Annotated in this window: 23 protein-coding genes, 1 tRNA gene, 1 other RNA gene and 1 pseudogene; 22 read left to right on the top strand and 4 right to left on the bottom strand. The window is 69.2% G+C overall.

The features are described 5' to 3' along the window. Positions 1 to 137: 137 nt before the first annotated feature. Together ACFV57_RS36485 and ACFV57_RS36480 are read right to left on the bottom strand one after the other, a co-directional pair. The gene (locus tag ACFV57_RS36485) at positions 138 to 755 is read right to left on the bottom strand and encodes a HEPN domain-containing protein (RefSeq protein WP_385241421.1); all 618 of its coding nucleotides are present in this window, start codon (positions 753 to 755) and stop codon (positions 138 to 140) included. 9 nt (positions 756 to 764) lie between these two features. Beyond that, positions 765 to 1,976 carry a DUF262 domain-containing protein gene (locus ACFV57_RS36480; protein ID WP_385241418.1) on the bottom strand — a complete coding sequence of 404 codons (1,212 nt, stop codon included), beginning with the start codon at positions 1,974 to 1,976 and terminating at the stop codon, positions 765 to 767. A 311-nt stretch (positions 1,977 to 2,287) separates the two neighbouring features. Between ACFV57_RS36480 and ACFV57_RS36475 the strand changes: the two genes are divergently transcribed. Next, the gene (locus ACFV57_RS36475) at positions 2,288 to 3,076 is read left to right on the top strand and encodes an NUDIX domain-containing protein (protein ID WP_385241415.1); all 789 of its coding nucleotides are present in this window, start codon (positions 2,288 to 2,290) and stop codon (positions 3,074 to 3,076) included. Here the strand turns inward: ACFV57_RS36475 and ACFV57_RS36470 are convergent. Further along, complete coding sequence (locus ACFV57_RS36470) at positions 3,060 to 4,190, bottom strand: XRE family transcriptional regulator (RefSeq protein ID WP_385241412.1); 1,131 nt, start codon at positions 4,188 to 4,190, stop codon at positions 3,060 to 3,062. The genes ACFV57_RS36475 and ACFV57_RS36470 overlap by 17 nt on opposite strands. A gap of 629 nt (positions 4,191 to 4,819) precedes the next feature. On the opposite strand from ACFV57_RS36470, the gene ACFV57_RS36465 reads away from it, so the two are divergent. The 14 genes and pseudogenes from ACFV57_RS36465 (at position 4,820) to ACFV57_RS36400 (ending at position 16,144) form a co-directional block, all read left to right on the top strand. Then, the gene (locus ACFV57_RS36465) at positions 4,820 to 5,182 is read left to right on the top strand and encodes an HIT family protein (protein WP_385241409.1); all 363 of its coding nucleotides are present in this window, start codon (positions 4,820 to 4,822) and stop codon (positions 5,180 to 5,182) included. A 90-nt stretch (positions 5,183 to 5,272) separates the two neighbouring features. Continuing rightward, positions 5,273 to 5,461 (top strand): hypothetical protein, encoded by a 189-nt coding sequence (locus ACFV57_RS36460; RefSeq protein WP_385241406.1) that lies wholly within the window; start codon positions 5,273 to 5,275, stop codon positions 5,459 to 5,461. Between the two features lie 239 nt (positions 5,462 to 5,700). Beyond that, positions 5,701 to 6,510, top strand: a complete 810-nt coding sequence (locus ACFV57_RS36455) for a DUF4097 family beta strand repeat-containing protein (protein ID WP_385241403.1) — start codon at positions 5,701 to 5,703, stop codon at positions 6,508 to 6,510. Positions 6,511 to 6,613: 103 nt separating this feature from the next. Beyond that, positions 6,614 to 6,925 carry a hypothetical protein gene (locus tag ACFV57_RS36450; protein ID WP_385241401.1) on the top strand — a complete coding sequence of 104 codons (312 nt, stop codon included), beginning with the start codon at positions 6,614 to 6,616 and terminating at the stop codon, positions 6,923 to 6,925. Further along, complete coding sequence (locus ACFV57_RS36445) at positions 6,922 to 7,200, top strand: DUF6303 family protein (protein ID WP_385241398.1); 279 nt, start codon at positions 6,922 to 6,924, stop codon at positions 7,198 to 7,200. The genes ACFV57_RS36450 and ACFV57_RS36445 overlap by 4 nt, the downstream gene beginning before the upstream one ends. Further along, positions 7,197 to 8,048 (top strand): protein spdB, encoded by an 852-nt coding sequence (locus tag ACFV57_RS36440; RefSeq protein ID WP_385241395.1) that lies wholly within the window; start codon positions 7,197 to 7,199, stop codon positions 8,046 to 8,048. Before ACFV57_RS36445 ends, ACFV57_RS36440 begins: the two co-directional genes overlap by 4 nt. Continuing rightward, positions 8,048 to 8,395: an RRQRL motif-containing zinc-binding protein gene (locus tag ACFV57_RS36435; RefSeq protein WP_385241393.1), complete on the top strand. Its 348-nt coding sequence runs from the start codon at positions 8,048 to 8,050 to the stop codon at positions 8,393 to 8,395. The genes ACFV57_RS36440 and ACFV57_RS36435 overlap by 1 nt, the downstream gene beginning before the upstream one ends. A gap of 1 nt (position 8,396) precedes the next feature. Beyond that, on the top strand, positions 8,397 to 8,714 hold the full coding sequence (locus tag ACFV57_RS36430) for a hypothetical protein (protein WP_385241427.1): 318 nt from the start codon (positions 8,397 to 8,399) through the stop codon (positions 8,712 to 8,714). Between the two features lie 107 nt (positions 8,715 to 8,821). Then, on the top strand, positions 8,822 to 10,936 hold the full coding sequence (locus ACFV57_RS36425; protein WP_385241391.1) for an FtsK/SpoIIIE domain-containing protein: 2,115 nt from the start codon (positions 8,822 to 8,824) through the stop codon (positions 10,934 to 10,936). 206 nt (positions 10,937 to 11,142) lie between these two features. Beyond that, positions 11,143 to 11,607, top strand: coding sequence for a hypothetical protein (locus tag ACFV57_RS36420; protein ID WP_385241388.1), 465 nt, complete (start codon positions 11,143 to 11,145; stop codon positions 11,605 to 11,607). A 153-nt stretch (positions 11,608 to 11,760) separates the two neighbouring features. Further along, on the top strand, positions 11,761 to 12,588 hold the full coding sequence (locus tag ACFV57_RS36415; protein ID WP_385241385.1) for a bifunctional DNA primase/polymerase: 828 nt from the start codon (positions 11,761 to 11,763) through the stop codon (positions 12,586 to 12,588). A gap of 2 nt (positions 12,589 to 12,590) precedes the next feature. Further along, a complete protein-coding gene (locus tag ACFV57_RS36410; RefSeq protein ID WP_385241382.1) occupies positions 12,591 to 14,069 on the top strand; it encodes an ATP-binding protein in 1,479 nt (492 codons plus the stop codon). A 482-nt stretch (positions 14,070 to 14,551) separates the two neighbouring features. Continuing rightward, on the top strand, positions 14,552 to 14,779 hold the full coding sequence (locus tag ACFV57_RS36405) for a helix-turn-helix domain-containing protein (RefSeq protein ID WP_385241379.1): 228 nt from the start codon (positions 14,552 to 14,554) through the stop codon (positions 14,777 to 14,779). Between the two features lie 82 nt (positions 14,780 to 14,861). Next, a pseudogene (locus tag ACFV57_RS36400) lies at positions 14,862 to 16,144 on the top strand (tyrosine-type recombinase/integrase). 63 nt (positions 16,145 to 16,207) lie between these two features. Here ACFV57_RS36400 and ACFV57_RS36395 read toward each other — a convergent pair. Beyond that, a tRNA-Ser gene (locus tag ACFV57_RS36395) sits at positions 16,208 to 16,295 on the bottom strand. Between the two features lie 119 nt (positions 16,296 to 16,414). Here ACFV57_RS36395 and ffs point away from each other — a divergent pair. From ffs to ACFV57_RS36360, 7 genes are all read left to right on the top strand, one after another. Further along, positions 16,415 to 16,513, top strand: an RNA gene (gene ffs / locus ACFV57_RS36390) — signal recognition particle sRNA small type. A gap of 52 nt (positions 16,514 to 16,565) precedes the next feature. Further along, on the top strand, positions 16,566 to 19,313 hold the full coding sequence (locus ACFV57_RS36385; protein WP_385241376.1) for a DNA polymerase III subunit gamma and tau: 2,748 nt from the start codon (positions 16,566 to 16,568) through the stop codon (positions 19,311 to 19,313). Positions 19,314 to 19,823: 510 nt separating this feature from the next. Further along, the gene (locus ACFV57_RS36380) at positions 19,824 to 20,180 is read left to right on the top strand and encodes a YbaB/EbfC family nucleoid-associated protein (RefSeq protein ID WP_106968753.1); all 357 of its coding nucleotides are present in this window, start codon (positions 19,824 to 19,826) and stop codon (positions 20,178 to 20,180) included. Positions 20,181 to 20,384: 204 nt separating this feature from the next. After that, complete coding sequence (gene recR, locus ACFV57_RS36375; protein WP_360140410.1) at positions 20,385 to 20,984, top strand: recombination mediator RecR; 600 nt, start codon at positions 20,385 to 20,387, stop codon at positions 20,982 to 20,984. After that, on the top strand, positions 20,977 to 21,642 hold the full coding sequence (locus ACFV57_RS36370; RefSeq protein ID WP_385241372.1) for a DUF5063 domain-containing protein: 666 nt from the start codon (positions 20,977 to 20,979) through the stop codon (positions 21,640 to 21,642). The genes recR and ACFV57_RS36370 overlap by 8 nt, the downstream gene beginning before the upstream one ends. 286 nt (positions 21,643 to 21,928) lie before the next feature. Next, positions 21,929 to 23,200, top strand: coding sequence for an aspartate kinase (locus ACFV57_RS36365; protein WP_003984653.1), 1,272 nt, complete (start codon positions 21,929 to 21,931; stop codon positions 23,198 to 23,200). Then, positions 23,197 to 24,336, top strand: a complete 1,140-nt coding sequence (locus ACFV57_RS36360) for an aspartate-semialdehyde dehydrogenase (RefSeq protein WP_385241369.1) — start codon at positions 23,197 to 23,199, stop codon at positions 24,334 to 24,336. The genes ACFV57_RS36365 and ACFV57_RS36360 overlap by 4 nt, the downstream gene beginning before the upstream one ends. Positions 24,337 to 24,479: the final 143 nt, after the last annotated feature.

Raw genomic sequence — 24,479 nt, 5'->3', positions numbered from 1 at the left:
GTCAGCCCACCACCCTGCGCATACCTCATGCAGACGGCATACCGCCGCGACCACCAAATGTCAGCCCCTGAGACATCACGCTTTGAAGGTCAGTAACCGCCTCGAAGTCAGCCCGAGGCGGTTCATGTCGACGGGCGTTATTTCCTGGTCATTAGAATGTCCACGTCACGAAACCCGGCAAGCACCTGTCTCACAGTTTTAACTTCTTTCTGTGGGTCTGGGCGGACCTGCATCTTTGCCGATTTGTGTGCGACCTCCCCCCGGGCCGTTGCCCAAGTTTCGGTCAGGTTGAGCCACACGGGGTCTATTTCATTCTCGGTGACGCCTATAGGCATCAGCAGTCGAAGAACGTTCTTCTCCTTTATGCCGTGATTTTTGGTTCTGACGTACCGATTGAACTCATTTTTTGCAGCCTCAACCCTAGTCTTCAAGTCCGGGTACTTCTTCTTCTGTGAGGCGTCCGATAGAGATTCCGGTATGGCGTGGAAAGACTCTTTGTAGGTCACAACGGAGAGAAGGCTTGTGGAGATTGCTCCAGAATATTCCCACCGAGAGAATGCTGCGTTCACTACCTCAATGACGCGGTCTTCAATGAACGCTTCGAACTCTGCATGGACGAGCACCCGAAATGCTCGTGTCTGTTCATAGACGACATCGTCGTAGCTCCCCATGGGGTCGAACGGAGAGGGGATTAAATACTTCTCCAGATCCGCGACCCGAGTCTCCAACTCCTGAAACCGAAGGGAAGTCATCATGATCGCCTTTTAAACTGCAATCCGGTTGTTTTGCAGGGTTGGAATGCCGATTTTCGTCTCTATGGCCTCTGCTAGTTCTTGGCCCCAAAGAGACAACCTGCGGTGGGTGGCAGAGGGGGTCTTCGTAGTCGTCTGAATTGACTCTACGAACTTGGGGTTCGTGTCACACAGGGCCTGGAAGGCCTCCTCAACTGCGCCTTTTCGCTCCACCGCCCGCTTGGCGATCGACTCCTCGGTGAAATAGTAGGTCATGATGTCGAACACGGCGCGATTAAAGCGCCCCTCGTAGCGAGTGCTCGACCATCGATAGAACGCGTTGTCCCCGAAGATTTCGAAGGTCGTTTCGATTGCTCGATCGCATGCAGTGCCGAAATCCCTGATCTCTTCCTCGTTGTTATCCCACTCGGCATTTAGGTAATTGACTGTGTCGTCGAGAAACTTCTTGAGGTTTCCCGTGTACATCTCAAGCATAAAGTGGAATCCGAAGTAACGGAGCAGTACCTCCACGTCCCGCATGCGGAAGTCAGGCTTCTCGTTTCGAAGTGCCGTACGAAGCCACTTACTCCCAGAGGCGGCGTCATCGAGATAGTCAGTGAACGGGCCGGGGTGTAGGGCTTGACGCAGTTCCTGAGGCGACAGCTTGACGCTGCCCGTGTTCAATCGCAGGAAGACCAGATTGAGGAAATCTTCATTCGGCCAGCGCCTGACCACGACCGTCCTGATCGTTTCATTGAGAAAAGCGTTCAGGTCGTCCAGGTATTCGTCGTTCTTCTCCATCTTTTTCAAGGTCGCGAGGCGCAGATCCTCGCGCACCTCAAGGCCGGTGAGGGAAAAGCCCTTAAAGTCTTCCTCGCTGTCTGATACGGAAAAGGAAGAACCTGCTGCGAATTGGCGCAACGCGAGCAGCCGTTGCTTCCCATCCAGAACGATGAACTTGCCGCGCCTATTCTTATCCTCCGCGAGAACGATCTGTGGGATAGGCAAGCCTAGGATGAGAGATTCGATGAATCGGCTCTTCCTGGGTTTCGTCCAGGCATCGCGCCGCTGGAAGCGAGGGTTGAGTTGAATGTTCCCGCGTCGCAGCTGACTCAGGATGGTTTCTGCGGTCCAGTCCGTATCCGTGACAACAGCGCGTGTGACGTCCTCTGAGCTGACGGACTCTGAGGTGTCGTCAGCCTCGCCATCGACATCGTCCCACTCGAGGTCATCCTCGTATGCCATAACTCTCCTGCCTTTACTGCCGGTCAGGGCCAAGTCGGCCCAGTAGCCACACTTTGGCAGAGCCTGAGCCCAACTGCGATCACTTTGCCCAGCTGGTCAGCCGGCGCCCCACCTGGGCGTCACGTCGCATTGAAGTCGCCTTCCGGCATGGCGCGGCCATGAGTTCGTGGGGGGCGGCAGGTCAGACGAAGTGCGACGAACGGAGACGACCGTCAGGACAACGAGCGGACTGGACGCAACGAGGGAGACACAGGGTGAACCCTGACCGTTACGCTGGTACGCACCACCTCAAGAGGGAGGGTGTGCCCCGGATGGGACCGAAGACGACCAAGGTCTACGAGACGATTCACGAGTGGCTTGCGGCCGGCAAGCTTGCTCCTGGCGACAAGCTGCCGTCTGAGCGTGCTCTCGTGGAGCAGCTTGGCATTGGCCGTACTGCCCTCCGACAGGTGCTGGCTCGGTTGGTGTCTGAGGGTGCCCTTGAAGTGCGCGGTCGGAGCTCGTACCGCGTGCCCGGTGGCGTGAGCGTAGAGACCCCGGAAGGGCTGGAGCCCTGGCGCATCCACGGTGAGCGGACCGTCTATGACAACCGCTGGGTGAAACTCGACCTGTGGGACGTTGAGCCGCCCGGCGTGAAGCGCTTCGAGCACCACGTCGTGAGGCTTCACCACGTGGCCATCGTCGCTGTGTTGGACGACCAGGACCGCGTGCTCATGATGTGGCGGTACCGCTTCGTGCCCAAGCGGTTCGGGTGGGAGCTCCCCGGCGGGATCGTGGACGAGGGGGAAAGCTCGGCCGATACGGCGGTCCGGGAAGTCGAGGAAGAAACCGGCTGGCGCCCGAAGTCTGTGGAGCATGTCGTCACCTACCAACCCATGGTGGGCATGGTCGACTCACCGCACGACATCTTCGTTGCGCATGGGGCCGAGCGCGTCGGCTCGCCCACGGATCTCGAAGAGGCCGGCCACATCGAATGGGTTCCGTTGGCGGACATCCCCGCGCTGATGGCTCGTGGTGACCTCATGGGTTCCGGCACGCTCGTGGCACTGCTCCACATCCTGGCGAGCCGCCGGAAGCAAAGTCCTACAGCCTCGAACTGAGGAGATCGACACGACGGCGTTGCCGCACGGACCCTGTGCGGCTCGCGAGCAGGCGCGCCTGCCGCAGGTGCGTCTGTGCGTCGTCGTACTCGGCACGGGCCAGGTGCGCTTGCACTAGATCGCAGTGCAGCCCTGCTTTCGCGCGCACGAACGTTGGGTCTGCGGTGCCGAGAGCTTCGTACAGGCTGCCCACCGCCTCGCCGTCGCCCAGCATGGCCAGGACGTTCCCGCGCCACCGCGTGAGGTGGGCACCGTTCAGGAAGATGCTCAGCATGTCCGGGTCACGGTCGTCCTCCCCGGCCGGGATCGTCGCGTCTGCCGCGTCAAGTGCGCGGCGGGCATCGTCGGGCATGTCGGCACGAGCACAGAGCTCGGCTTCGGCGGCATGTAGCCATGCCCGGATTCTGGGTGAACCGGCTTGCCCGAGGGTGTTCTGTGCGTCGCGAACGAGGGAGACGCCGAGTGCGGACCGCCCGGCCTCGCTCAGTACGTACGCCTGCTCTGCCATCGCGTGGGCGAGGTACATCGGGGCGTCGGCGTCGCGTGCGGCCCTCTTGGCGAGCTCGTAGTGTCTCCATGCGCGTTCGACGGCTCCTGAATCGAGCGCCTGCCATGCTGCGAGCGTGGACGCGCCAGCCAGAGCGAGAGCCACGGGTTGGCGAGTGCTTGGCAATACCGCGAAGTTCAGAGCTTCTTCGAGCGTGCGCAGGTGTTCCGCCATCTGGTCGATAAGGCGGCTGGCTCCCTTCTCTCGATCCATCGTTCGGAATAGCTCCGTCTGGTCGTAGAACGCCTTGACCATGGATGGGCTGACGCTGGTCGCAGAGTCGATGCGGAGCAGAAGTTCGTCGTACCCGTCGGCCACGGCCGGCGCTGCGGGGGCCGGGGCATCCCTCAACTCTGCGTCCGTCGTTCCGAGAAGTGGCCGGAGGATGGCCGCATAGCGGTCGGATATGGCGCGCTTGCCGTTCTCCCACTCGGAGACGTAGACGCGCAGGCTCGCTGTCGACGCGACATCAAGGACGTGCTTTCGGGCGTACAGCTCGATCTCGCGGATGAGGCGTTCCTGAGACCAACCTCGGGCAGATCGCGCGCTTCGAAGTCCTGTGCTCACTGCTCACCGTCCGGCGTGGGCAAGTAATTGACCTTCACAGGATGCCGCATATTTCCGCAGGTCAACAGAGGTTAACAGTGCCGGAGTTAAGCCCTGTTGGCTACCGGATCACTGATCTGGGCCGGTCTTCTAGAGGTGCGCCACCGAGGGCGGTCGCCGATCGATCCGGCGGATGCCCTTGACTTTGGTGCGCACCAGATGGTTCTCTACTGGTGCGCACCAGATGGCGGGAGTCGCTCCCGCCAGTGGTGCGCGAAGGGGCCCGGGACAGAGCGGGCCGAGGGACCCGGACCCCTGGTCAACCGGAGGGCTAGACCGAAAGGTCACGTCTCCATACGCCTGAAACGGGAGCTCGTGTTCCCGAAGGAGACACCCCGCAACTGCCCCTCCTACCTGGGAGGTTCCGATGCGACGAACGTTCTGGGCGCCGCCCGTGCTGGACCGGCACGGCGCAGGCCATGCCCGCCGCGTCACCCCCGCGCACCCCAACTTCCCGCGCGGTTGAGCGGCCAGTGCTCACGGCCCCTTCCGTCCGGCCGCCACACAGGCGACGCCGGGCGGCGGGGTGCCGCGTCTGCTCGTGCCACCTCATCTGACTTGCACTTTCCGACTCCACAGGAGATTCCGTCATGTCGAAGTGCTCCACGAACTGCATCTTCTGCCGCATCGTCGCCGACGAGGCGCCAGCCACGGTGGTGGCCCGCTGGGACGACGCGATTGCGATCGTGCCGCTCGGCCCGGTCACCGATGGCCATGTCCTGGTCATTCCGGCCGTGCATGTCGCCGACGCGACCGAGAACCCCGCGGTGACCGGCGCGACCATGACCCGCGCCGCCGAGTACGCCGCCAGCGTCGGCGGCTCGCTGAACCTCATCACCTCCAAGGGCGCTGAGGCCACGCAGACCGTGTTCCACCTGCACATTCACGTGGTGCCGCGCGTCGCCGATGACGCGCTGCCGCTGCCCTGGACACCGCAGCAGTCCGCCGCCTGACCCTCCGGCCGCCGTGCTCCACACGCTGTGTGCGTGCGGGGTGCGGTGGTCGGACGGTCCGGTTCGGCCGGGACAACAACAGGAGCTGTCATGGGCAAGCGCAACGAGGACAACAACACCTTCATCAACGGCGTCACCGGCGCCGTGCACACCGGTGACGGTGACACGTACGAGAACACCAGCACCGGCACGAAGTACGACAACACCAACGTCCGTGACGAGGGCGTGGATGGTGTGCACATCACCGGCGGCAGCCACGGCATCACCTTCAACGCCTGAGCGTGCCCCACCTTCGCCGCTACAGCGCCACCTGACCTTTCCGCAGCTCTCCCGCTGCGGCCGGTTGCCTCCGCTGCTCGTCTCGTACGAGCAGCGCTGAGGGGAGCCGCGCACGCATTCACCAGCGCTCCACCGCCCGCCGCACTCGCGGTCTGGGTTTTCTTCGGGGCGGTCGCCTCTCGCCAAGGACCGCGACCGCCCCGGCGCTTCACCGTCCCATCGACACCTGGAGTTCTTCCATGACCGAGCGCACGATCCCCGTCGACACCTTCGGTCCGATCGCCCTGGACCTGACGATGAACGCCGGCAGCATCCGCATCGCCGTCGACCCTGCGCTGACGCAGGCGCGGGTGGTGCTGACGACCGAGGCCATCTCCGGCCCGTCGGCCGACGCGATCCGCGACACCGCCGTGAGCCTGAACGGGCAGAACCTCAAGGTCCGCGTCCCGGACATCGCCGGCGCCATGGGCGGCACCACCATCCGGATGGGCGGCAGCACGATGACGTTCTCCGGCGGCAACGGCGTGCAGATCGTCGGCGGCAACGTCTACGTCTCCGGCAACAGCGGCGGCAGGGTCTTCATCAACGGTCGCGAGGTCACCGCCACCGGCCCGGCCGGCGACGCGGTCACCCCCATCACCGCCACCGTCCACCTGCCCGCGAAGTCGGTTGCGCTGATCAGCACGCACACCGCCGACACCGTGGTGACGGGCACGCTCGCCCGGCTGGAGTACGACGGCACCTCCGGGGCCCTGACCGCGGAACGGGTTGGTGACCTGGACGCCACGGTCACCAGCGGCAGCGTCATCGTGCACGAGGTCACCGGCCCGCTGGATGCGAACCTGACCTCCGGCAACCTCAGCATCGGCGCGTACAGCGGTCACGCCGCCCGGCTGAACCTCACCTCCGGCAACGTCCAGATGGCCGCGACGGCGCAGGCCAGCGGCCGTCTGACGGTCAGCGCCACCTCGGGGTGCGCGCGCATCACCGGTGCCTCGCACCTGAACGTCCGCCGCCGGGTGACCAGCGGCTACGTCCAGATCAGCTAGCACCCGGCCCGCATCCGCGGGCCAACTCTCGTCTTCCGGGGTGGTCGCCTCTCGCCAAAGACCGCGACCGCCCCGGCATCCCTTCGATGTCAGGAATTCTGCCATGCGTAACTACATCGGCCATCACCAGCTCGTGAACCAGACCGAGCTCGAAGAGCTGGCGTTCGGCTTCGACGAGCGGCCGACCGGCCTGGACGTCGAGCTGTTCCGCGGCCCGCTGCGGCCGGAGACGGCCGACGAGCGCCGCGCCCGCGAGGACGCGGCCCGCGACATCGCCGCGGACCTGCGGGCGATGGGCGAGAACGGCGACGAGATCGCCGCCTGGGACGCCCTGTACGCCGACGCCCTGACCCGCACCGTGCCGTTCCTGCGCGCCGCCCGCACCGCCCTCCCGGAAGCGGGGGAGGCGGCATGAGCGTGCTGACGGCGCAGATGTCGAGCGACGGCGGACCGTGGCGCCTGTACGTCGTGGTGCCGGGGTCTGCCGACTGGCCGACCGCTGCGATTGAGGCGGGTCCGGTGCCGACCGTGGCTGAGCGGCGGGAGGTGCTGGCCGCTCTCGGGTACGAGGTGCGGCCCGGTGCCGAGTGGGCGTGGACCGAGGACAGCGCTGACCCCGACGACGACAGCACGCCGGTCCTGCTGATCGCGGCCGTCACCGTGCGGACCCGAGCGGGGGTGCCGGCATGAAGGCCAAGACCGTGCTTCCCGCCGTGGCGATGACGACGGTGTCCATGGTGCTCACCCTGGCTGTGGTCGTGATGTGGCTGGGCACGGCCGTGCCGTGGCCCGTCGCCCTGGGCATCGACGGCGGATGGCTGGCCACCCTCGCCTACGAACGCCGCCTTGCCGCACAGGGCGACCACAACCGCGCGGTGACCGCCGTCGGCTGGTGCTTCGGCCTGTTGGCAGCCGGCGTCCTGGTCGCCCACGCGCTCACCGCCGAGGAGCCCGCCGGGGCGTGGCTGGCGGTGGCATGGCTGCCGGTTGCGGCCAAGGCACTGTGGCTGGTGCACGGCCTGTGGGAGCGCACCGCGCTCACCCCGGGCGCGCTGGGAGCGATCCGCGGCATCCAGCAGGAAGCCCGCGACGAGGCGGCCGTGGCCCGCGCCCGGCTGCGGGCGCAAGCCGTCACCGAGGAGACCCGGCTGACGGCTGTGACGCAGGCTGGGGCCCGCGTCGCACGCGTCCAGGCCAAGACCGCACAGACCCTCTCCAAGGCGTGGTCGACGCTGGAGACGGCCCGCGACGGCGAGGACACCGCACGGGCGCTGACCTGCGTGACGACCCCTGTCACGCCCGGTGTCACGCCCCGCTGGGACCTGCCGGTGTGGGGCCCCACCGAACCGGTGCCGGCGCTCGCGCCGGGGGCGGCGCCCGCGCTTACCGACGAGGCGCTGGACGCGCTGGTCGACCAGATCCGGCACAGCGAAGTCCCGGCCCTGTCCTACCGCGAGTTGGCCGCCCGCTTCCGCGCCGCCGGCCACTCCGCCTCCGAGGTCCGCCTGCGGGCCGCCTGGAAGCGCGTGGTCGCCTGATGGCGGCGCTGCCGGTCTTCCGGTGGCGCCTGGCCCCGGACGGCTACGCCACCCGCCGCCAACTCCGCGCCCGGGGCTTGCGGCCCGGCGGTCAGCCGGTGGCCGCGCAGCTCGAACGCCCGCGTCGCCGCCGGGGCCCGCTGGTCGCCTACCTCTACCGCATCGACCTGGCCCGGCCGGTGAGGCCGATGACGCCGGGCCGACGGGCGGCGCTGGACGCCGCGATGCGTGCCCGCCGCACCTGCCCCGGCTGCCGGCGGGATGCCGGCTACGTCATTCCCGCCTCGCTCGGCACCTGCGTGCCGTGCGCCGACCCCGGCCCGCATGGGTCCGATGGGAGCACTTGAGATGGGCAACGCCGACATCCGCCGCCTGGACCGTGAGATCCGGGCGACGACGAAGAAGCTCGAAGCCCTCCGCCGGGGGGAGCGGTGGCCGCTGAACGGGCGTGAGCGCCGGGCCATGGCCCGCGCGCTGGCGGCCGGGTCCTACCGCTACGCCCGCGGCCGCGACACCAGCGGCGCCGAGGAGCAGATGGACGCGGCCGGGTCCGCCGCCGAGATGCGGCTGACCGCGGAGCTGACCGCCCTGCACGGCGAGCGGCAGCGCCTGATCACCGAGGCGGCCCGCGCCAGGGCCGCGAAGAAGTCCTCCGGCTGGTGGTGACCGGCCCCTTTCGCTCACTGGCCGGGGTGGCCGCCTCTTTGCACGGACACGGCCACCCCGGCTCTCCCTTACTCCCGCCCCGATGGGGCAGTCAGGAGAGCTCCAGCATGTCTGAGAACGTCGTCCAGCTCCACAAGCCCGCCCCTCTGCCCGACGAGAACGAGCCGGTGACCACCCTGACCGTCGTACCGGACGCGCCGCCGGCACCCCCGGTGCCGCTGTGGGTGCGCTCCGGGCACGCGATCAAGACGGCCGTCACCCACGACAGGACACGGGCGGCGGTCCGCGCGGCGGCCCGGCACGGCCTCTACACGGTCAACGGCGGGCGGATCGTGGCCCGCCGCACCTGGGACGGCCGCACCGGCGCCCGCTACGAGCGGATGCTGCGCGCCGCCGAGGCCGCGGGGAACCTGGAGGCGGCCGAGGAGTGGGAGGAGCGGTTGCAGCGCTTCCGCGCCGCCCGCCATCACCGGCGCATGGACCTGCTGCACTCCCCGGTGGAGGCCGTCAAGGGCGTCGCCGTCGGCGCCGGCATGAGCATCGGCGTGCTGGTCGCGCTCGGCGTCGTCATGGCCCTGAACACCAAGCACGTCGGAGATGTGATCACGCCGCTGTCGGCGACGGTCGACTTCATCGCCCTGCTGATCCGCATCGTGCGCATCGTGTGGGGCCCGGCGCTCACGGTCGGGCCGCTGCTGGCCCTGCTGGCGCTGTGGTCGGTCGGCCGTAAGCAGCAGGCCGCCCCCCAGTGGGCGCTGCCCGCCAACGCCCGCTCCGGTGAGGGCGAGCCGATCACCCCGTCCATCGTGGTCAAGGCGCTGCGGGACCTGGGGGTTCCGGCGCTGCGCAACGCCATCAAGGAAATGGGCGACGCCGGCGCCTCCATGCTGGGACCGATCACCATCGCCGGATGCGGCGTGGAAGTCGATGTGACCCTGCCGTCCGGGGTGTCGACGGTGGAGGTGCAGGGGCGCCGCCGGAAGCTGGCGGAGAACCTGACCCGGCACGAGCACGAGGTGTTCATCACCATCCCGCAGGCTGCCCGTACGGTGCGGCTGTGGATCGCCGACTCCGGCGCCCTGGACGAGCCGATCGGCCCGTCCCCGCTGGTCACCGACGAGACGCTGACCGCCGACTACGCCAAGGGCCGCGCGCCGTGGGGTCAGGACCTGCGCGGGGACGCCGCCGCCCTGAGCCTCTACCAACGGCACCTGCTCATCACGGGTCTGTCGAACCAGGGCAAGACCGTGGCGCTGCGTTCGCTGGCGCTGTGGCTGGCGCTCGACAGGTCGGTGCAGTTCCTCATGGGCGACCTGAAGGGCGTGGGCGACTGGGCCATGTTCGACGGGCTCGCCACCACCCTCATCCAGGGCCCGACGGATGAGCACGTCATCCAGGTCACCGAGATGGTCGAGGGCGCGGTGGACGAGATGAACCGCCGTATCCAGGCGCCTCCCGGCACCGTCTTCCCGCCGCTGATCGTGCTGGTGGACGAGGCGCAGGTGGCGTTCATGTGCCCGGCCAAGGACGAGGACAAGCGTCCCTACGGCGGCGCCAAGGCCAACTCCCGGTACTTCATGGCCGTCCGCAAGATCCACAACCAGGGGCGTGCCGTGAACGTGCTGATGTGGCAGGGCACTCAGGACCCGACCAACGAGAACCTGCCCAAGCTGGTCCGCGAAGGGGCCCACACCCGGGCTTCCCTCGCGCTGGGTACGGAGTCGCAGGCGCGCATGGCGCTGGGGGACAAGGCCGTCGACGGCGGCGCCGCCCCCAACCTGCTGCGTCCGGGCCTGGACCGGGGAACCCTGGTCGTCGCCTCCGACGGCATCACCATCCCCGCCGGGCAGTCATCCCTCACCGTGCGCACGCACTACATCGATGATGAGGCGGCCGTGGCCATCACCGACCGGGCCAAGGCGCTGCGCGACGGCGTGACCACGCTGCACGCCGTCGAGCGCGGCGAGGAGCGTGATCCGCTGGCCGACATCGCCGACGCCATCGGCGATGTCGAGCGCCCGCTGACCGCCGACATCCTCAAGCGGCTGTCGCTGCTGAACGCGGACGCCTACGGCTCGTGGACCTTCGCCGACCTCAAGCGCGTCCTGGAGGCGGACGGGGTGGAGCCGTACAAGTCGCACGGCCGCATGGTCGTACGCCGCGACGCCGTTCACGCCGCGCTCGCCGACCGCGCGGACGACGATTCCGCTTCCGTCTCCTGATCCGGGGAGGCAGCGCCTCCCGGTCCGGGGAGACGGGGAGAACTCCCCAACCGCCTCCCCGGACCGCCTCCCCCGAGCTGATCAGCGAAAACACCGCTTCGGGGAGGCGGGGAGGCGCGCAGGTCAGCACCCCTGAAACCCCCTCCAGACGCACCCCCGCAGGGGATGTCTCTGCCTCCCCGCCCGCCCCCGTGAAGGGATTCCGCATGTACCCCGAACCCGCCCGCCTCGGGGCCGACGAGCAGGCCGTGAAGGTCCACCGGCCCACCCCCATCACCCCCGCCGCCATGACGCCGGCACCACTCGTACCCATGCAGCCGGGCACGGTCCCGGCGGTGTCGAGCGTGGTCCTGCCGGACGGCCGGATCGTCACCGGCTACGCCATCGAACCGGCCCAGCCCGAACCGCTCGCCGCCAAGCCGGCCGTCTCCCGCGCAGCGGTGAACGTCGCCCTCGGGGGCGTCGGCTTCCTCGCCGCCTGCGGCGGTCTGCTGCTGCTCACCTCGTTCATCGCCGCCCTGACCGCGCTGGTCGCGAAGCTCATCATCCTCGCCGCCGTCATCTTCGGCGGCTGGATCGCCACGCAGGTCTTCCGCACGAGCGGCCACAGCGGCGGAACCACGGTCAACATCCGCAAGGCCGTCATCAAGCGCAACCACTTCCACGCCTAGACGTGGCTGGGGCGGTCGCCTCTCGCCAAAGACCGCGACCGCCCCGGTTCTCCGTCCCTTCGACAGAAACAGGAGACCTCCAGCATGACTCAACCCACCTCGTTCCGGCGAGCCGTATCCCGGCCGCGTTTTCCGGGCGCCGGGGAGGGCGGCATGAGCGCGCATGATCTGCTGCGTGCCGCGCTGGGCCTCGCGGGGGCCGGTGTGCCGGTGCTGCCGCTGCGGGCGGGAAAGGTACCGTTCGGCAACTGCCGCACCTGCGCCAAGAACGCCTGCGGCGGCCGGCCGAACATGAAGACTGCGGGCCCCTGCCGGTGCCCCGGCATCTGCCACGCCTGGGCCGCCGCCACCACCGACCCGTGCGTCATCGCCTCTGCGGCCTGGACGGCGGTATGGCGACAAGCCGTCTGCGTCGGCTACCACCCCGGCGGGGCGGGGCTGACGGTGGTCGACCTGGACAACGCGGCGGCCGTCGCCTGGGCCCGCCGGACCCTGCCGGCCACCCGGACCGTGCCGACGACGCGCGGGGAGCACTGGATCTACCGGGGCGCGATGCAGTCCGCGAACGCTGTACGTCCGGGCGTCGACCTCAAGTCGCTCATGTCTTACGCACGGTGGCTCGGCCCCGGGACCGGCACCCTGACCGATCTGCCCGACGCCGTGCGCGCGCTGACCGCGAAGAAGCCCGCCACGGTCCGGACCGTGCCCGCACCCGCCGGCGGCGGGGCGTGCCCGCATCGCACGCCCGCCTACCTGGAACGCGGCATCGCCATGGCCGTGCAGCGCATCACCGAGGCCACCTGTGCGGTCCACACGACCGTGTATCGCACGTTCTTGGCGGTGCTGTCCGTGCACGGCCGGTGCGGCTGCCTGACCGACGGCCACGTGGCGCGGCTGTTCACCGCCGCGCAGGCCAAGGGCGAGTCCCCGCGGCACTGCGCTGATGCGTGGGCCAACGCCCGCACCGCCCTGGGGGTGTAGCCGTGTCCGAGGACGACAAGACACCGGCCCGCGAGATCATCACCGACTACGCCCAAGCCCACTTCCGCTACTTCCGCACCGCCGACGGGACCGTGTACGCACAGCGGAACGGCCACCCCGTGGCCCGCCCGATCCGCTCCCAAGGCACCACCGGCAGCCACCGCCAAGAACTCATGGTGGGCCTGTTCCGCGACGGTGCGGGCGTGTTCAACGGCACCGCCATGAAAGAGGCGCTCGACCTGATCGAAGCGCTGGCGCTGACCGAGGACGTGCAGCCCGTGCACATCCGCGTCGCCCCCGGATTCGACGGGGCCACGTGGCTGGACCTGGGCCGCGCCGACGGGCAGTCCGTACGTATCCACCCCACCGGGTGGGACATCCGCACCCCGGACCCGCGGGAAGTGTCCTGGCGGCGTACCCAGCTCACCGGGGAACTGCCCCTGCCGGTGAAGGACACCGACGGCAAGGGCATCGACCTGCTGATGCGGCTGTGCAACTTCGCCACCGCCGAGACGGAGTGCCTGGCCATCGCGTGGCTGATCGGCTGCCTGGGCCCGGCCGTGCCCGTCCCGGCCCCGTTCCTGACCGGCCCGCAGGGCGCGGGCAAGTCCACCGGGGGCCGGATGCTCGTACGGATCATCGAGGGCATGACCGGGGACCTGCGCCGGGCCCCGAAGGATGAGGAGAACCTGATCACGGCGGTGGCGGCCGGATGGGTCACCGCCCTGGACAACCTCTCCCACATGACCCCGGAGTTGTCCGATGCGATGTGCTGCATCGTGACCGGCGCGGAGAACGTTAAGCGGGCCCTGTTCACCGACGGGGACGTGTTCCGCGTCGGCTACCGTCGTCCCCTGTTGCTGACCGGCATCGATGTGGGCGTGATCCGGCCCGACCTTGCCGAACGGCTCTTGCCCCTGCGGCTGGAGCGCCCCCGCGTGCGGCGCACCGAGGCGGAACTGTGGTCGGACTTCGCCGAGGTGCTGCCCGTCATCCTCGGCTCGCTCCTGGACCTCACGGTGCAGGTGCGGGCGGCGGAGGCGGACATCCCGACCGACCTGCGCATGGCCGACTTCGCGCACCTGTGCGCGCAGCTCGACGCGGCCACCGGTCTGGGGGCGCTCGCCGCCTACCGGGCCAGCCTGGACGACCTCAACGACGACGTCATCGAGGGCGACCTGTTGGCGCAGACCGTGCTCAAGCACGCCGCCGGCATCGCCCCGGGCGCCGAGCAGCGGATGACGTCCGCCGAATGGCTGCACTGCCTCACGGGCCTCTACACGGGCGAGGACTTCCGCCCCCTGCCTAAAGGGTGGCCGACCACCGGCAAGGTGCTCTCGGACCGTCTCAAGCGCCTGCAGCCCACCCTCGCGGCCCGGGGCGTCCTCATCGACTGGGGACGCACCAAGACCTCCCGCTACATCGAGATCGCGCGGCCGACCGCCGCACCGTCTCCGCCCGAGCAGGAAGCGGCCTTCTGACCGCGCGGCACCACGGCCGCCCGGACAAGCAAGAGGAGCACCCGGCAACGCGTGCTCCTCTTGCTGTTCGGCGGCTCCGCCGCCCTGCGAAGGTCGCGCCGCGAAGCGGCTCCTTCTTCACGCTCCGAGCCGCGCATCACAACAGACACCACCCCTCTCTGTCCGAAGTAGAAAGACGCTGCGTCACCTGCGTCACCCACGCCCCGCAAACGGTGCGTGACCAGCCGGAACAGGGGTGACGCAGACGGCCGATCGCTGCGTCACCCCGCGTCATCTGCGTCACCGGTGACGAAGCTCTTCGTCACCGGTGACGCGCTCTCAGAGTCCTGCGTCACCCCGAAATGGCTGGTCAGAGCCACGGATGACGCAGATGACGCAGGTGACGCAGAAATCCGCACCTCGGACAGACGCGGACTCTCGCTATCGGCCCCCCCCCAAGTCCCCGGCACCTGCCCACGAACTGAGTCGTACAGGAGTGAGCCTTGGACGAACACGGCACCGTCACACCCACCGCTGACGACGACACGACGCTGGTTCTCCTCACGGTGGAAGAGGCCGCCCGCCGACTCCGCATCGGCCGGACCACATGCTTCGCCCTCATCCGCACCGGAGAGCTGGAGTCCATCGACATCGGCCGCCTCCGACGCGTCCCCGCGGACGCCCCCGCCGCGTACGTCGCCCGTCGACGCGCGGCCCAACGAGCAGCTTGACCACTCCCGGGGCGGCGGCACTCCCGGACAGGACAGCCCGCCGCCCCGGCACCATCCCGACGCACTGAACAGGAGTCTGCCTGTGGCAGATGAGAAGAAGCGCACCCGCCGCGCCAACGGTGAAACGGCCATCTACTTCGGCAAGGACGGACGTTGGCACACGCGCGTGCCGATGGGTTACAAGGACAACGGAGAGCCGTACCGCAGGCACACGACCCGTTCCACGCGTGAGGAACTGGTCGAAGAAGTCCGGAGGCTGGAGAAGCAGCGCGACCAGGGTTCGGCACGCCGCCCGGGGAAGCCGTGGACGGTCGAGAAGTGGCTTTGGCACTGGGTTGAGAACATCGCCAAGCCGACCGTCAGCGAAAACACGTATGACGGGTACGAGGTTGCTGTTCGTGTCCACCTGGTGCCTGGTATCGGCAAGCACCGCCTTGACCGCTTGCAGCCTGAGCACCTGGAGAGCCTGTACCGCCGTATGCAGGCGAACGGGGCACGCAAGGCCGGAACGGCTCATCAGGCTCACCGCACCGCCCGAACCGCTCTGGGGGAGGCCGTACGGCGCGGCTACGCGGCGAAGAACGCCGCCGCGCTGGCGAAGCCGCCACGGATGGAAGAGGACGAATCCGAGGTTGAGCCCTACTCCGTTGAAGAGGTGCAGCGTCTCCTGCTCCAAGCCAAGAAGCGACGGAACAGCGCCCGGTGGATGCTGGCTCTGGCACTCGGACTGCGGCAGGGTGAGACGTTGGGGCTGCGCTGGGCTGACGTCGACCTGGACAACGAGTACCTGAAACTGCGCCGAAACCGGTTGCGTCCGAAGTACGAGCATGGATGCTCGGAGGCCGCGCCCTGCGGCCGGAAAGCCGGATATTGCCCGGTACGGAAACAGGTGCGGCGCGAAACCAAGAACACGAAGTCAAGGGCGGGGCGCCGTGCGGTCCCCCTGCCGGGGCCTCTGGTCGAGATGCTGCGCCTGCACGCTGGGGAGCAGGAGATCGAACGCAAGGCGGCCGGCGACCTGTGGATTGAGTCGGACTACGTGTTCACCAAGCCGTTGGGTGGCCCGCTGAGCCCGAACACGGACTATCACGACTGGAAGCGTCTGCTGGAAGACGCCGGCGTCCGTGACGCCCGCCTTCATGACGCCCGTCACACGGCCGCCACCGTGCTCATGCTGCTCGGTGTCCCGGACCGCGTCATTGACCAGATCATGGGTTGGGAACCGGGCACCTCCGCGAGCATGAGGGCGCGCTACCTCCATGTGCCGGACGCCATGCTCAAGGACGTGGCCCGGAAGATCGCCGAAGCCATCTGGGGCCCCAGGAGACACCCCTTGTGGACAAAAACCAGGACAACGGGGGGTGAGAACGCGACGAAGGCCCCCACCGCGAACGGTAGGGGCCTTCGACGTAGTGCCCGGTGAGGCACTGGCGGAGGATACGAGATTCGAACTCGTGAGGGGTTGCCCCCAACACGCTTTCCAAGCGTGCGCCCTAGGCCACTAGGCGAATCCTCCGCCGCAAACAATACAAGACGTTGAGGGGTGCTCGCGAACATGATCCGGCGGAGGGGGTCGGGAGGGATCTTGGAGCGGGGTGGGGTCGTGTGTGGGGCGGGGGATCCGCTAGGGTTGGGCGCAGCCCCTCACGTGGCGCTATCTCACCGAACTCCCCCAGGGCCGGAAGGCAGCAAGGGTAAGTGAGCTCTGGCGGGTGCGTGGGGGGCGTTTGCGTTCCCGGGATCGGGGGCGGGCCGGTTGTCAGTGCGGGCCGATATCGTCGTATGCGTGTCGTCCCTTGCGCTGTACCGCCGCTACCGTCCCGAGACCTTCGCTCAGGTCATCGGGCAAGAGCACGTGACCGATCCGCTCCAGCAGGCCCTGCGGAACAACAGGGTCAACCACGCGTATCTCTTCAGCGGGCCGCGTGGCTGTGGCAAGACGACCAGTGCGCGGATCCTGGCGCGCTGTCTGAACTGTGAGAAGGGTCCCACTCCCGATCCGTGCGGGGAGTGCCAGTCGTGTGTGGATCTCGCCAGGAACGGGCGGGGGAGCATTGACGTCATCGAGATCGACGCCGCCTCGCACGGTGGTGTCGACGACGCGCGTGAGCTGCGGGAGAAGGCGTTCTTCGGGCCGGCCGGCAGCCGGTACAAGATCTACATCATCGACGAGGCCCACATGGTCACGTCGGCGGGCTTCAACGCGCTGCTGAAGGTGGTCGAGGAGCCGCCGGAGCATCTGAAGTTCATCTTCGCGACGACCGAGCCCGAGAAGGTCATCGGGACGATCCGGTCGCGTACGCACCACTACCCGTTCCGCCTGGTGCCGCCGGGGACGCTGCGCGACTACCTGGGCCAGGTGTGCGGGCAGGAGGACATTCCGGTCGACGAGGGCGTGCTGCCGCTGGTGGTGCGGGCCGGGGCCGGGTCCGTGCGGGACTCGATGTCGGTGATGGACCAGTTGCTCGCCGGGGCGAGTGATGCGGGTGTGACGTATGCCATGGCCACGGCCCTGCTCGGGTACACCGACGGGTCGCTGCTGGACTCGATCGTGGAGGCGTTCGCGGCGGGTGACGGGGCGGCGGCCTTCGAGGTTGTGGACCAGGTCATCGAGGGCGGGAACGACCCGCGGCGGTTCGTGGCCGATCTGCTGGAGCGGCTGCGGGACCTGGTGATCCTGGCCGCGGTGCCGGACGCGGCGGAGAAGGGTCTGATCGATTCGCCCGCCGATGTCGTCGAGCGGATGCAGGCCCAGGCGTCGGTGTTCGGGGGCGCGGAGCTGGCGCGGGCCGCGGACCTGGTCAATGCCGGATTGACGGAGATGCGCGGGGCTACCTCGCCGCGGCTCCAGCTGGAGCTGATCTGCGCGCGCGTCCTGCTGCCCGCCGCGTACGACGACGAGCGCTCGGTGCAGGCGCGTCTCGACCGCCTGGAGCGCGGGGCGAGCACGGCCGGGCTGGGCCTCGGCGGGGCGGTGGCGACAGGGATCGGCGGGCCCACGGTCGAGTACGTGCCCGGGCCGGGAGCCCATGCGGTCACGCCGCCCGCAGGACCGCCCGCCGGGCCAGCCGGCCCTGCCGCCGCGCGCGCCGCGGTGCGGGGGATGGGTGGTGCTGGTGCTGCCGGTGGTGGCGCTGATGCTGGTGCGGCTGGGGTTTCTGGGGCGGCTGTGCCTGAGGGTGCTGCTGGTGGTGCGCAGGGGGCTTACGCGGCCGAGTCCGCGGCCGGCGCGGCGCCGGGTGCCTGGCCCGGTCAGCAGGGGGCCGGAAACGCAGGTGCCGCGGGCACGGGTGCAGGTGCAGGCACGGGGGCGGGTGCGACGGGCGCTGGTGCGGGCACTGGCGCGGGGGCTGAGCAGTCGGCGCAGGCTGGGGCTTGGCCCGCGCAGGGAGGCGGCCAGGGTGGCCAGGGGGCCGAGCAGCGGCAGCCCGGGGCGTGGCCCGGTCAGCAAGGGGCCGGAAACGCGTCCGGTGGACAGGGCGGCGGTGCGCAGCAGCCCGGTGCGTGGCCTGGGCAGCAGGGGAGCGGGGGCTCGGCAGGGCGGCAGCCTGGCGGGTGGCCCACGGCCGCGGCGCCGGGGCAGGGCGGCCCTGGCGGGTACGGAGCCCAGTCTGGTCAGGCGGGTGGACCCGGAGGGCCGGGTGGCGGCGGAGCGCCGTCCGCTGCGGGCCAGTCCGTACCCGTACAGCAGCCTCAGCAGGCCGCGCAGGGCGGCGGGAACATGGCGCAGGGCGCCGCGCAGGTGCGGCAGCTGTGGCCGGAGATCCTGGAGGCCGTGAAGGGCCGCCGACGTTTCACGTGGATCCTGCTCAGCCAGAACGCGCAGGTCGCCGGATTCGACGGCACGACGCTGCAGATCGGCTTTCCGAATGCCGGTGCCCGGGACAGCTTCGCCAACGGCGGCAGTGAGGACGTGCTGCGGCAGGCGCTGGCCGAGAAGTTCAACGTGCAGTGGAAGGTCGAGGCGATCGTCGACCCGTCGGGGGGCACCCAGCCTCCTGGCGGCGGTGTCGGCGGGGGCGCGCCGCAGGGCGGTGGCTTCGGCGGCAACAGTGGTGGCTTCGGCAACAGTGGTGGCTTCGGCGGCGGGCCCTCCGGCGCTCCGGCGCAGGGCGGCCCGGGGGGCGGCGCGCAGGACGGCGGCTCCGGGTACGACGCCGGTGGCGGTGCCACGGGCGGTGGCCAGGGTGCGCAGATGGCCCGGCAGGCGGTGGCGCCTACGGGTGCCCCGGCAGGCGGCGGTGGCGGCGGCTACGGGGCCGGTGGCGGTGCTGGACATGCCGGTGGTGGGGGGAACAGCGGTTCCGGTGGTTCCAGTGGTTCTTACGGGGGCGGTGCCGCGGCTTCGGGGGGCGGAGGCGGCGGCGCCGCGGAGACCGCCTACCGGGAGCCGGAGCCCGCGCCGGTGTCCATAGAGGACGACATGCCGGCGGAGGACGACCCCGACCTCGTCGATTCCGCGCTCAGCGGGCACGACCTGATCGTCCGCGAGCTGGGGGCGACGGTGGTGGAGGAGTTCAACAACGAGTATTAGCGGGTGCTGGTGAGTCCGGGGGCGTCGGCGAGTCCTGTGGGACCAGTGAGTCCTGCGGGTGCTAGCCAGTCCTGCGGGTACTGGCCAGTCCTGCCAGCAGCGAGTCCTCCCCGACGCCGGCGAATGTCCGATGCCGGCGGCTGCCAAATCCGGCGACTGCCCGAATCCGGCGACTGCCCGACGCCGGCGACTGCCCGATGCCGGGTGAGTCGCGAGTGTCCGTGAGCCGTGCGCGTTGGCACGTCGCGAGCGCGAGCGCCGGTACGTTGCGAGCGCCGGCACGTCACGACTGCTGCCCCGTCCCGGGCGTGGGCACGCGCACGTCCCGGGCGTGGGCACGCGCACGCCCCGGACGTCGGCACGCGCACGTCCCGGTTGCCGGGCCACCGGCCGTCGTGGGTGACCGGGGCGTACAGCCGTGCTCCTTCGTACGGCGTAGGGCGTAGCGCCGTTCGAGCACGTAGGCTCGGGCTACCGCACCAATCGTTGTCGTACGGCAGGAGTCACGTAGTGATCCCCGGTGGTCAGCCCAACATGCAGCAGCTGCTCCAGCAGGCCCAGAAGATGCAGCAGGATCTCGCGGCGGCCCAGCAGGAGCTGGCCGAAACCCCCGTCGAGGGCTCGGCGGGAGGCGGTCTGGTCAAGGCGACCGTGAACGGCTCCGGCGAGCTCCAGGGCCTGGTCATCGACCCCAAGGCGGTGGACCCCGAGGCGGGTACCGCCGAGGAGAACGCCGAGACCCTCGCGGATCTCGTCCTGGCAGCGGTACGGGACGCGAACGCCAGTGCCCAGCAGCTCCAGCAGGAGAAGCTCGGCCCGCTCGCCCAGGGGCTGGGCGGCGGAGGCATCCCCGGCCTTCCCTTCTAGGGATTTTCGGGCCCTCCAGCCTCTGATTCCGACCTCGGTTCTGGATTTTGGCGCCGAAACCAAGGTTTTGCTCCCGGTTTCGGGGTCGTGGAACCGGGAGCGGAATCAGGAGTTGGAGGCTGAAGACTTCGAGTGATTGGTCTCCCTTTCCGGGGAGGAGCCAACTAGCGTACGCAGCACGGCAGAAGAGAGAGAAGACGTTCCGTGTATGAAGGCGTGGTCCAGGATCTGATCGACGAGCTGGGCAGACTGCCCGGCGTCGGTCCCAAGAGCGCGCAGCGGATCGCCTTCCACATTCTTCAGGCCGAGCCGACCGATGTCCGACGGCTCGCGAACGCGCTGATGGAGGTCAAGGCGAAGGTCCGGTTCTGCAGCGTGTGCGGCAACGTCGCACAGGACGAGCAGTGCCGGGTCTGCCAGGACCCGCGCCGCGACCCGGCGGTCATCTGTGTCGTGGAGGAACCCAAGGACGTCGTGGCGATCGAGCGGACCCGCGAGTTCCGCGGCCGCTACCACGTGCTCGGTGGGGCGATCAGCCCGATCGAGGGCGTGGGCCCCGACGATCTGCGGATACGGGAACTCCTGGCCAGGCTCGCGGACGGCACGATCACCGAGCTGATCCTGGCCACCGACCCGAACCTGGAGGGCGAGGCCACGGCCACGTACCTCGCGCGCATGGTCAAGCCGATGGGCCTTCGGGTGACGCGGCTGGCCAGCGGACTGCCCGTCGGGGGCGATCTGGAGTATGCCGACGAGGTCACGCTCGGGCGGGCCTTCGAAGGGAGGAGACTTCTCGATGTCTGATGCCACGCTGCACGACGCGACGCGGGACCCGGACGATTTCGCCGTACAGATCTCCGACTCGATCGAGAGCTTCATCGTCGCGGTCACCGAGGTGGCCAAGGGCGACGAGCCGGACAGCGCCGTGCCGTTCCTGCTGCTGGAGATCTCCCAGCTGCTGCTGACCGGCGGCCGTCTGGGGGCGCACGAGGACATCGTGCCGGACGAGCGGTACGAGCCCGATGTCGGCCCGGAGCCGGACGTCGACGAGCTGCGGGAGCGTTTCGCGCGGCTGCTGGACCCGGTGGACGTGTACTCCGAGGTCTTCGACCCGTACGTACCGCGCAGCGCGCCCGTCGCGTGCCGGATCTCCGACGACCTCGCGGACGTCATCACGGACCTGCGGCACGGCCTGGCGCACTACCGGTCGGGCCGGATCAGCGAGGCGCTGTGGTGGTGGCAGTTCTCGTACCTGTCGAACTGGGGGCCGACGGCGAGCGCGGCGCTGCGCGCGCTGCAGTCGCTGGTCGCCCACGTACGGCTGGACCAGCCGCTGGACGAGCTGGACGGCCTGGACACGGACAGCGACGCGGCGGACGGCGACGAGGAACGGCTCGCCGAGGAGGCCGGCAAGGTCATGGCGGCGGAGATCGCCGGGCCGCTGGGGCTGCGCAAGGTGTGAGACGGGCGGCCGGCCGGTGACGCGTACGGACGGCCGGGCGCGGGGGCCGGGTGTGACCTGGCTTACCTTTCCGTGTGCCCTTGTGAGAAGCGGGCATGTGCTGGCCGAGCGGGCGCAACGGCGCGCCCACGCCGGTCCACGGGCGATCGTGACGTGAGCAATGTGTCTCACCATGTGGTATTGGCGAGGCGGATTCCGCCTGCTCGTTAGACTGAGCCGACCGCAGTACCCCCGTTTCCGGGGGTCCGGGAGGAAACTCCCGAAGAGACAGTTGCGAGGAGCGCACGTGGGCCTTGTCGTGCAGAAGTACGGCGGCTCATCCGTTGCGGATGCCGAGGGCATCAAGCGCGTTGCCAAGCGAATCGTCGAGGCCAAGAAGAACGGCAACCAGGTGGTTGTGGTGGTCTCCGCGATGGGCGACACGACGGACGAGCTGATCGATCTCGCTCAGGAAGTGTCCCCGATGCCGTCGGGGCGCGAGTTCGACATGCTGCTGACCGCCGGAGAGCGGATCTCCATGGCCTTGCTGGCGATGGCGATCAAAAACCTCGGCCATGAGGCGCAGTCCTTCACCGGCAGCCAGGCCGGTGTCATCACCGACTCCGTGCACAACAAGGCACGGATCATCGATGTCACGCCGGGCCGCATCAAGACGTCCGTGGACGAGGGCAACATCGCCATCGTCGCCGGCTTCCAGGGCGTCTCCCAGGACAAGAAGGACATCACCACGCTGGGCCGTGGCGGCTCGGACACCACCGCCGTCGCGCTGGCCGCGGCGCTGGACGCGGATGTCTGCGAGATCTACACCGACGTGGACGGCGTCTTCACCGCCGACCCCCGGGTCGTGAAGAAGGCCCGGAAGATCGACTGGATCTCGTTCGAGGACATGCTGGAGCTGGCCAGCTCCGGTTCCAAGGTGCTGCTGCACCGCTGCGTCGAGTACGCCCGCCGTTACAACATCCCGATCCACGTCCGCTCGTCCTTCTCCGGACTGCGCGGCACCTGGGTCAGCAACGAACCGCAAGGGGACCAGCCCATGGAGCAGGCGATCATCTCGGGCGTCGCGCACGACACCTCCGAGGCGAAGGTCACCGTCGTCGGCGTGCCGGACAAGCCGGGCGAGGCCGCGACGATCTTCCGTGCCATCGCGGACTCCGAGGTCAACATCGACATGGTCGTACAGAACGTGTCGGCCGCCTCGACGGGTCTGACCGACATCTCCTTCACGCTGCCGAAGGACGAGGGCCGCAAGGCCGTCGCGGCGCTGGAGAAGACCAAGGCGTCGGTGGGCTTCGACTCGCTGCGTTACGACGACCAGATCGCCAAGATCTCGCTGGTCGGCGCGGGTATGAAGACCAACCCCGGCGTGACGGCGACCTTCTTCGAGGCGCTGTCCAACGCGGGCGTGAACATCGAGCTGATCTCGACGTCCGAGATCCGTATCTCGGTCGTCACCCGCGCCGACGACGTCAAGGAAGCCGTGCAGGCCGTGCACAGCGCCTTCGGTCTCGACAGCGAGAGCGACGAGGCCGTGGTGTACGGCGGCACCGGTCGATGACCACTGGTCCGACTGGTTCGACGGGTACGGGCCGCGCGGGTGACCGCGCGGCCCGTAAGCCGCATCTGGCCGTCGTCGGCGCCACCGGCGCGGTCGGCTCGGTGCTGCTCGGCATCCTCTCCGAGCGGGCCGACATCTGGGGCGAGGTCCGGCTGATCGCTGCCCCAAGCCCTCAGCTGCGTTCGAGCAGGGGGGACTCCCGCTCGGCCGGTCGCAAGCTGACCGTGCGGGGCGAGGAGGTCGAGGTCCTCGCGCTGACCGAGGACGTCTTCGACGGCATCGACATCGCGATGTTCGACGTGCCGGACGAGGTCTCCGCGCAGTGGGCGCCGATCGCCGCGGCCAAGGGCGCGGTGGTCGTGGACAACTCCGCGGCGTTCCGGATGGACCCGGACGTGCCGCTGGTCGTCCCCGAGGTCAACGCGCACGCGGCGCGGGTCCGCCCGCGCGGCATCATCGCGAACCCGAACTGCACGACGCTGTCGATGATCGTCGCGCTGGGCGCCCTGCACGCCGAGTACGGGCTCAGCGAGCTGATCGTCTCCTCGTACCAGGCCGTCTCGGGCGCGGGCAAGGACGGCGTCGACACGCTGCGGTCCCAGCTCGCCGCGGTGTCCGGTACGGAACTGGGCACCTCGCCCGGCGACGTACGGCGGGCGATGGGGGACACGCTCGGCCCGTTCCCGGCGCCGGTCGCGCTCAACGTGGTGCCGTGGGCCGGGTCCCCGAAGGAGGACGGCTGGTCCTCGGAGGAGCTCAAGGTCCGCGACGAGTCGCGGAAGATCCTGGGGCTGTCCGATCTGCGGGTCAGCGCGACCTGCGTACGGGTTCCCGTGATCACCACCCACTCGCTGACCGTGCACGCGCGCTTCGAGAACGAGGTGACGGTCGCCGGGGCGCACGAGATCCTGGCCTCCGCGCCGGGCGTCGTGGTCTGCGACGATCCGGAGCAGGGCGAGTATCCGACGCCGGCCGACGTGGTCGGTACGGACCCGACCTGGGTCGGGCGGGTACGGCGGTCGCTGGACGACCCGCGGGCGCTGGAGCTGTTCGTGTGCGGGGACAACCTGCGCAAGGGGGCGGCGCTGAACACCGTGCAGATCGCCGAGGTGGTCGCGGGGGAGATGACGGTGTAGGGGATGGACGTCGGCGGGCGGTCGACCAGGCGGGCGTGCGGCCGTGCGGCCGTGCGGACCGGCAGTCGGAGGGCCGGGGTTGGCTGGGGCGGACGAGGTGGCCGGGACTTCCGGGGACCGGCCGTCGGGTCCGGGAACCGGTA

This window comes from Streptomyces sp. NPDC059788 (assembly GCF_042732265.1).
GTDB lineage: Bacteria > Actinomycetota > Actinomycetes > Streptomycetales > Streptomycetaceae > Streptomyces.
Note: the sequence above shows the minus strand (reverse complement) of the source record. Positions and strands in the feature narration are given on the sequence as shown.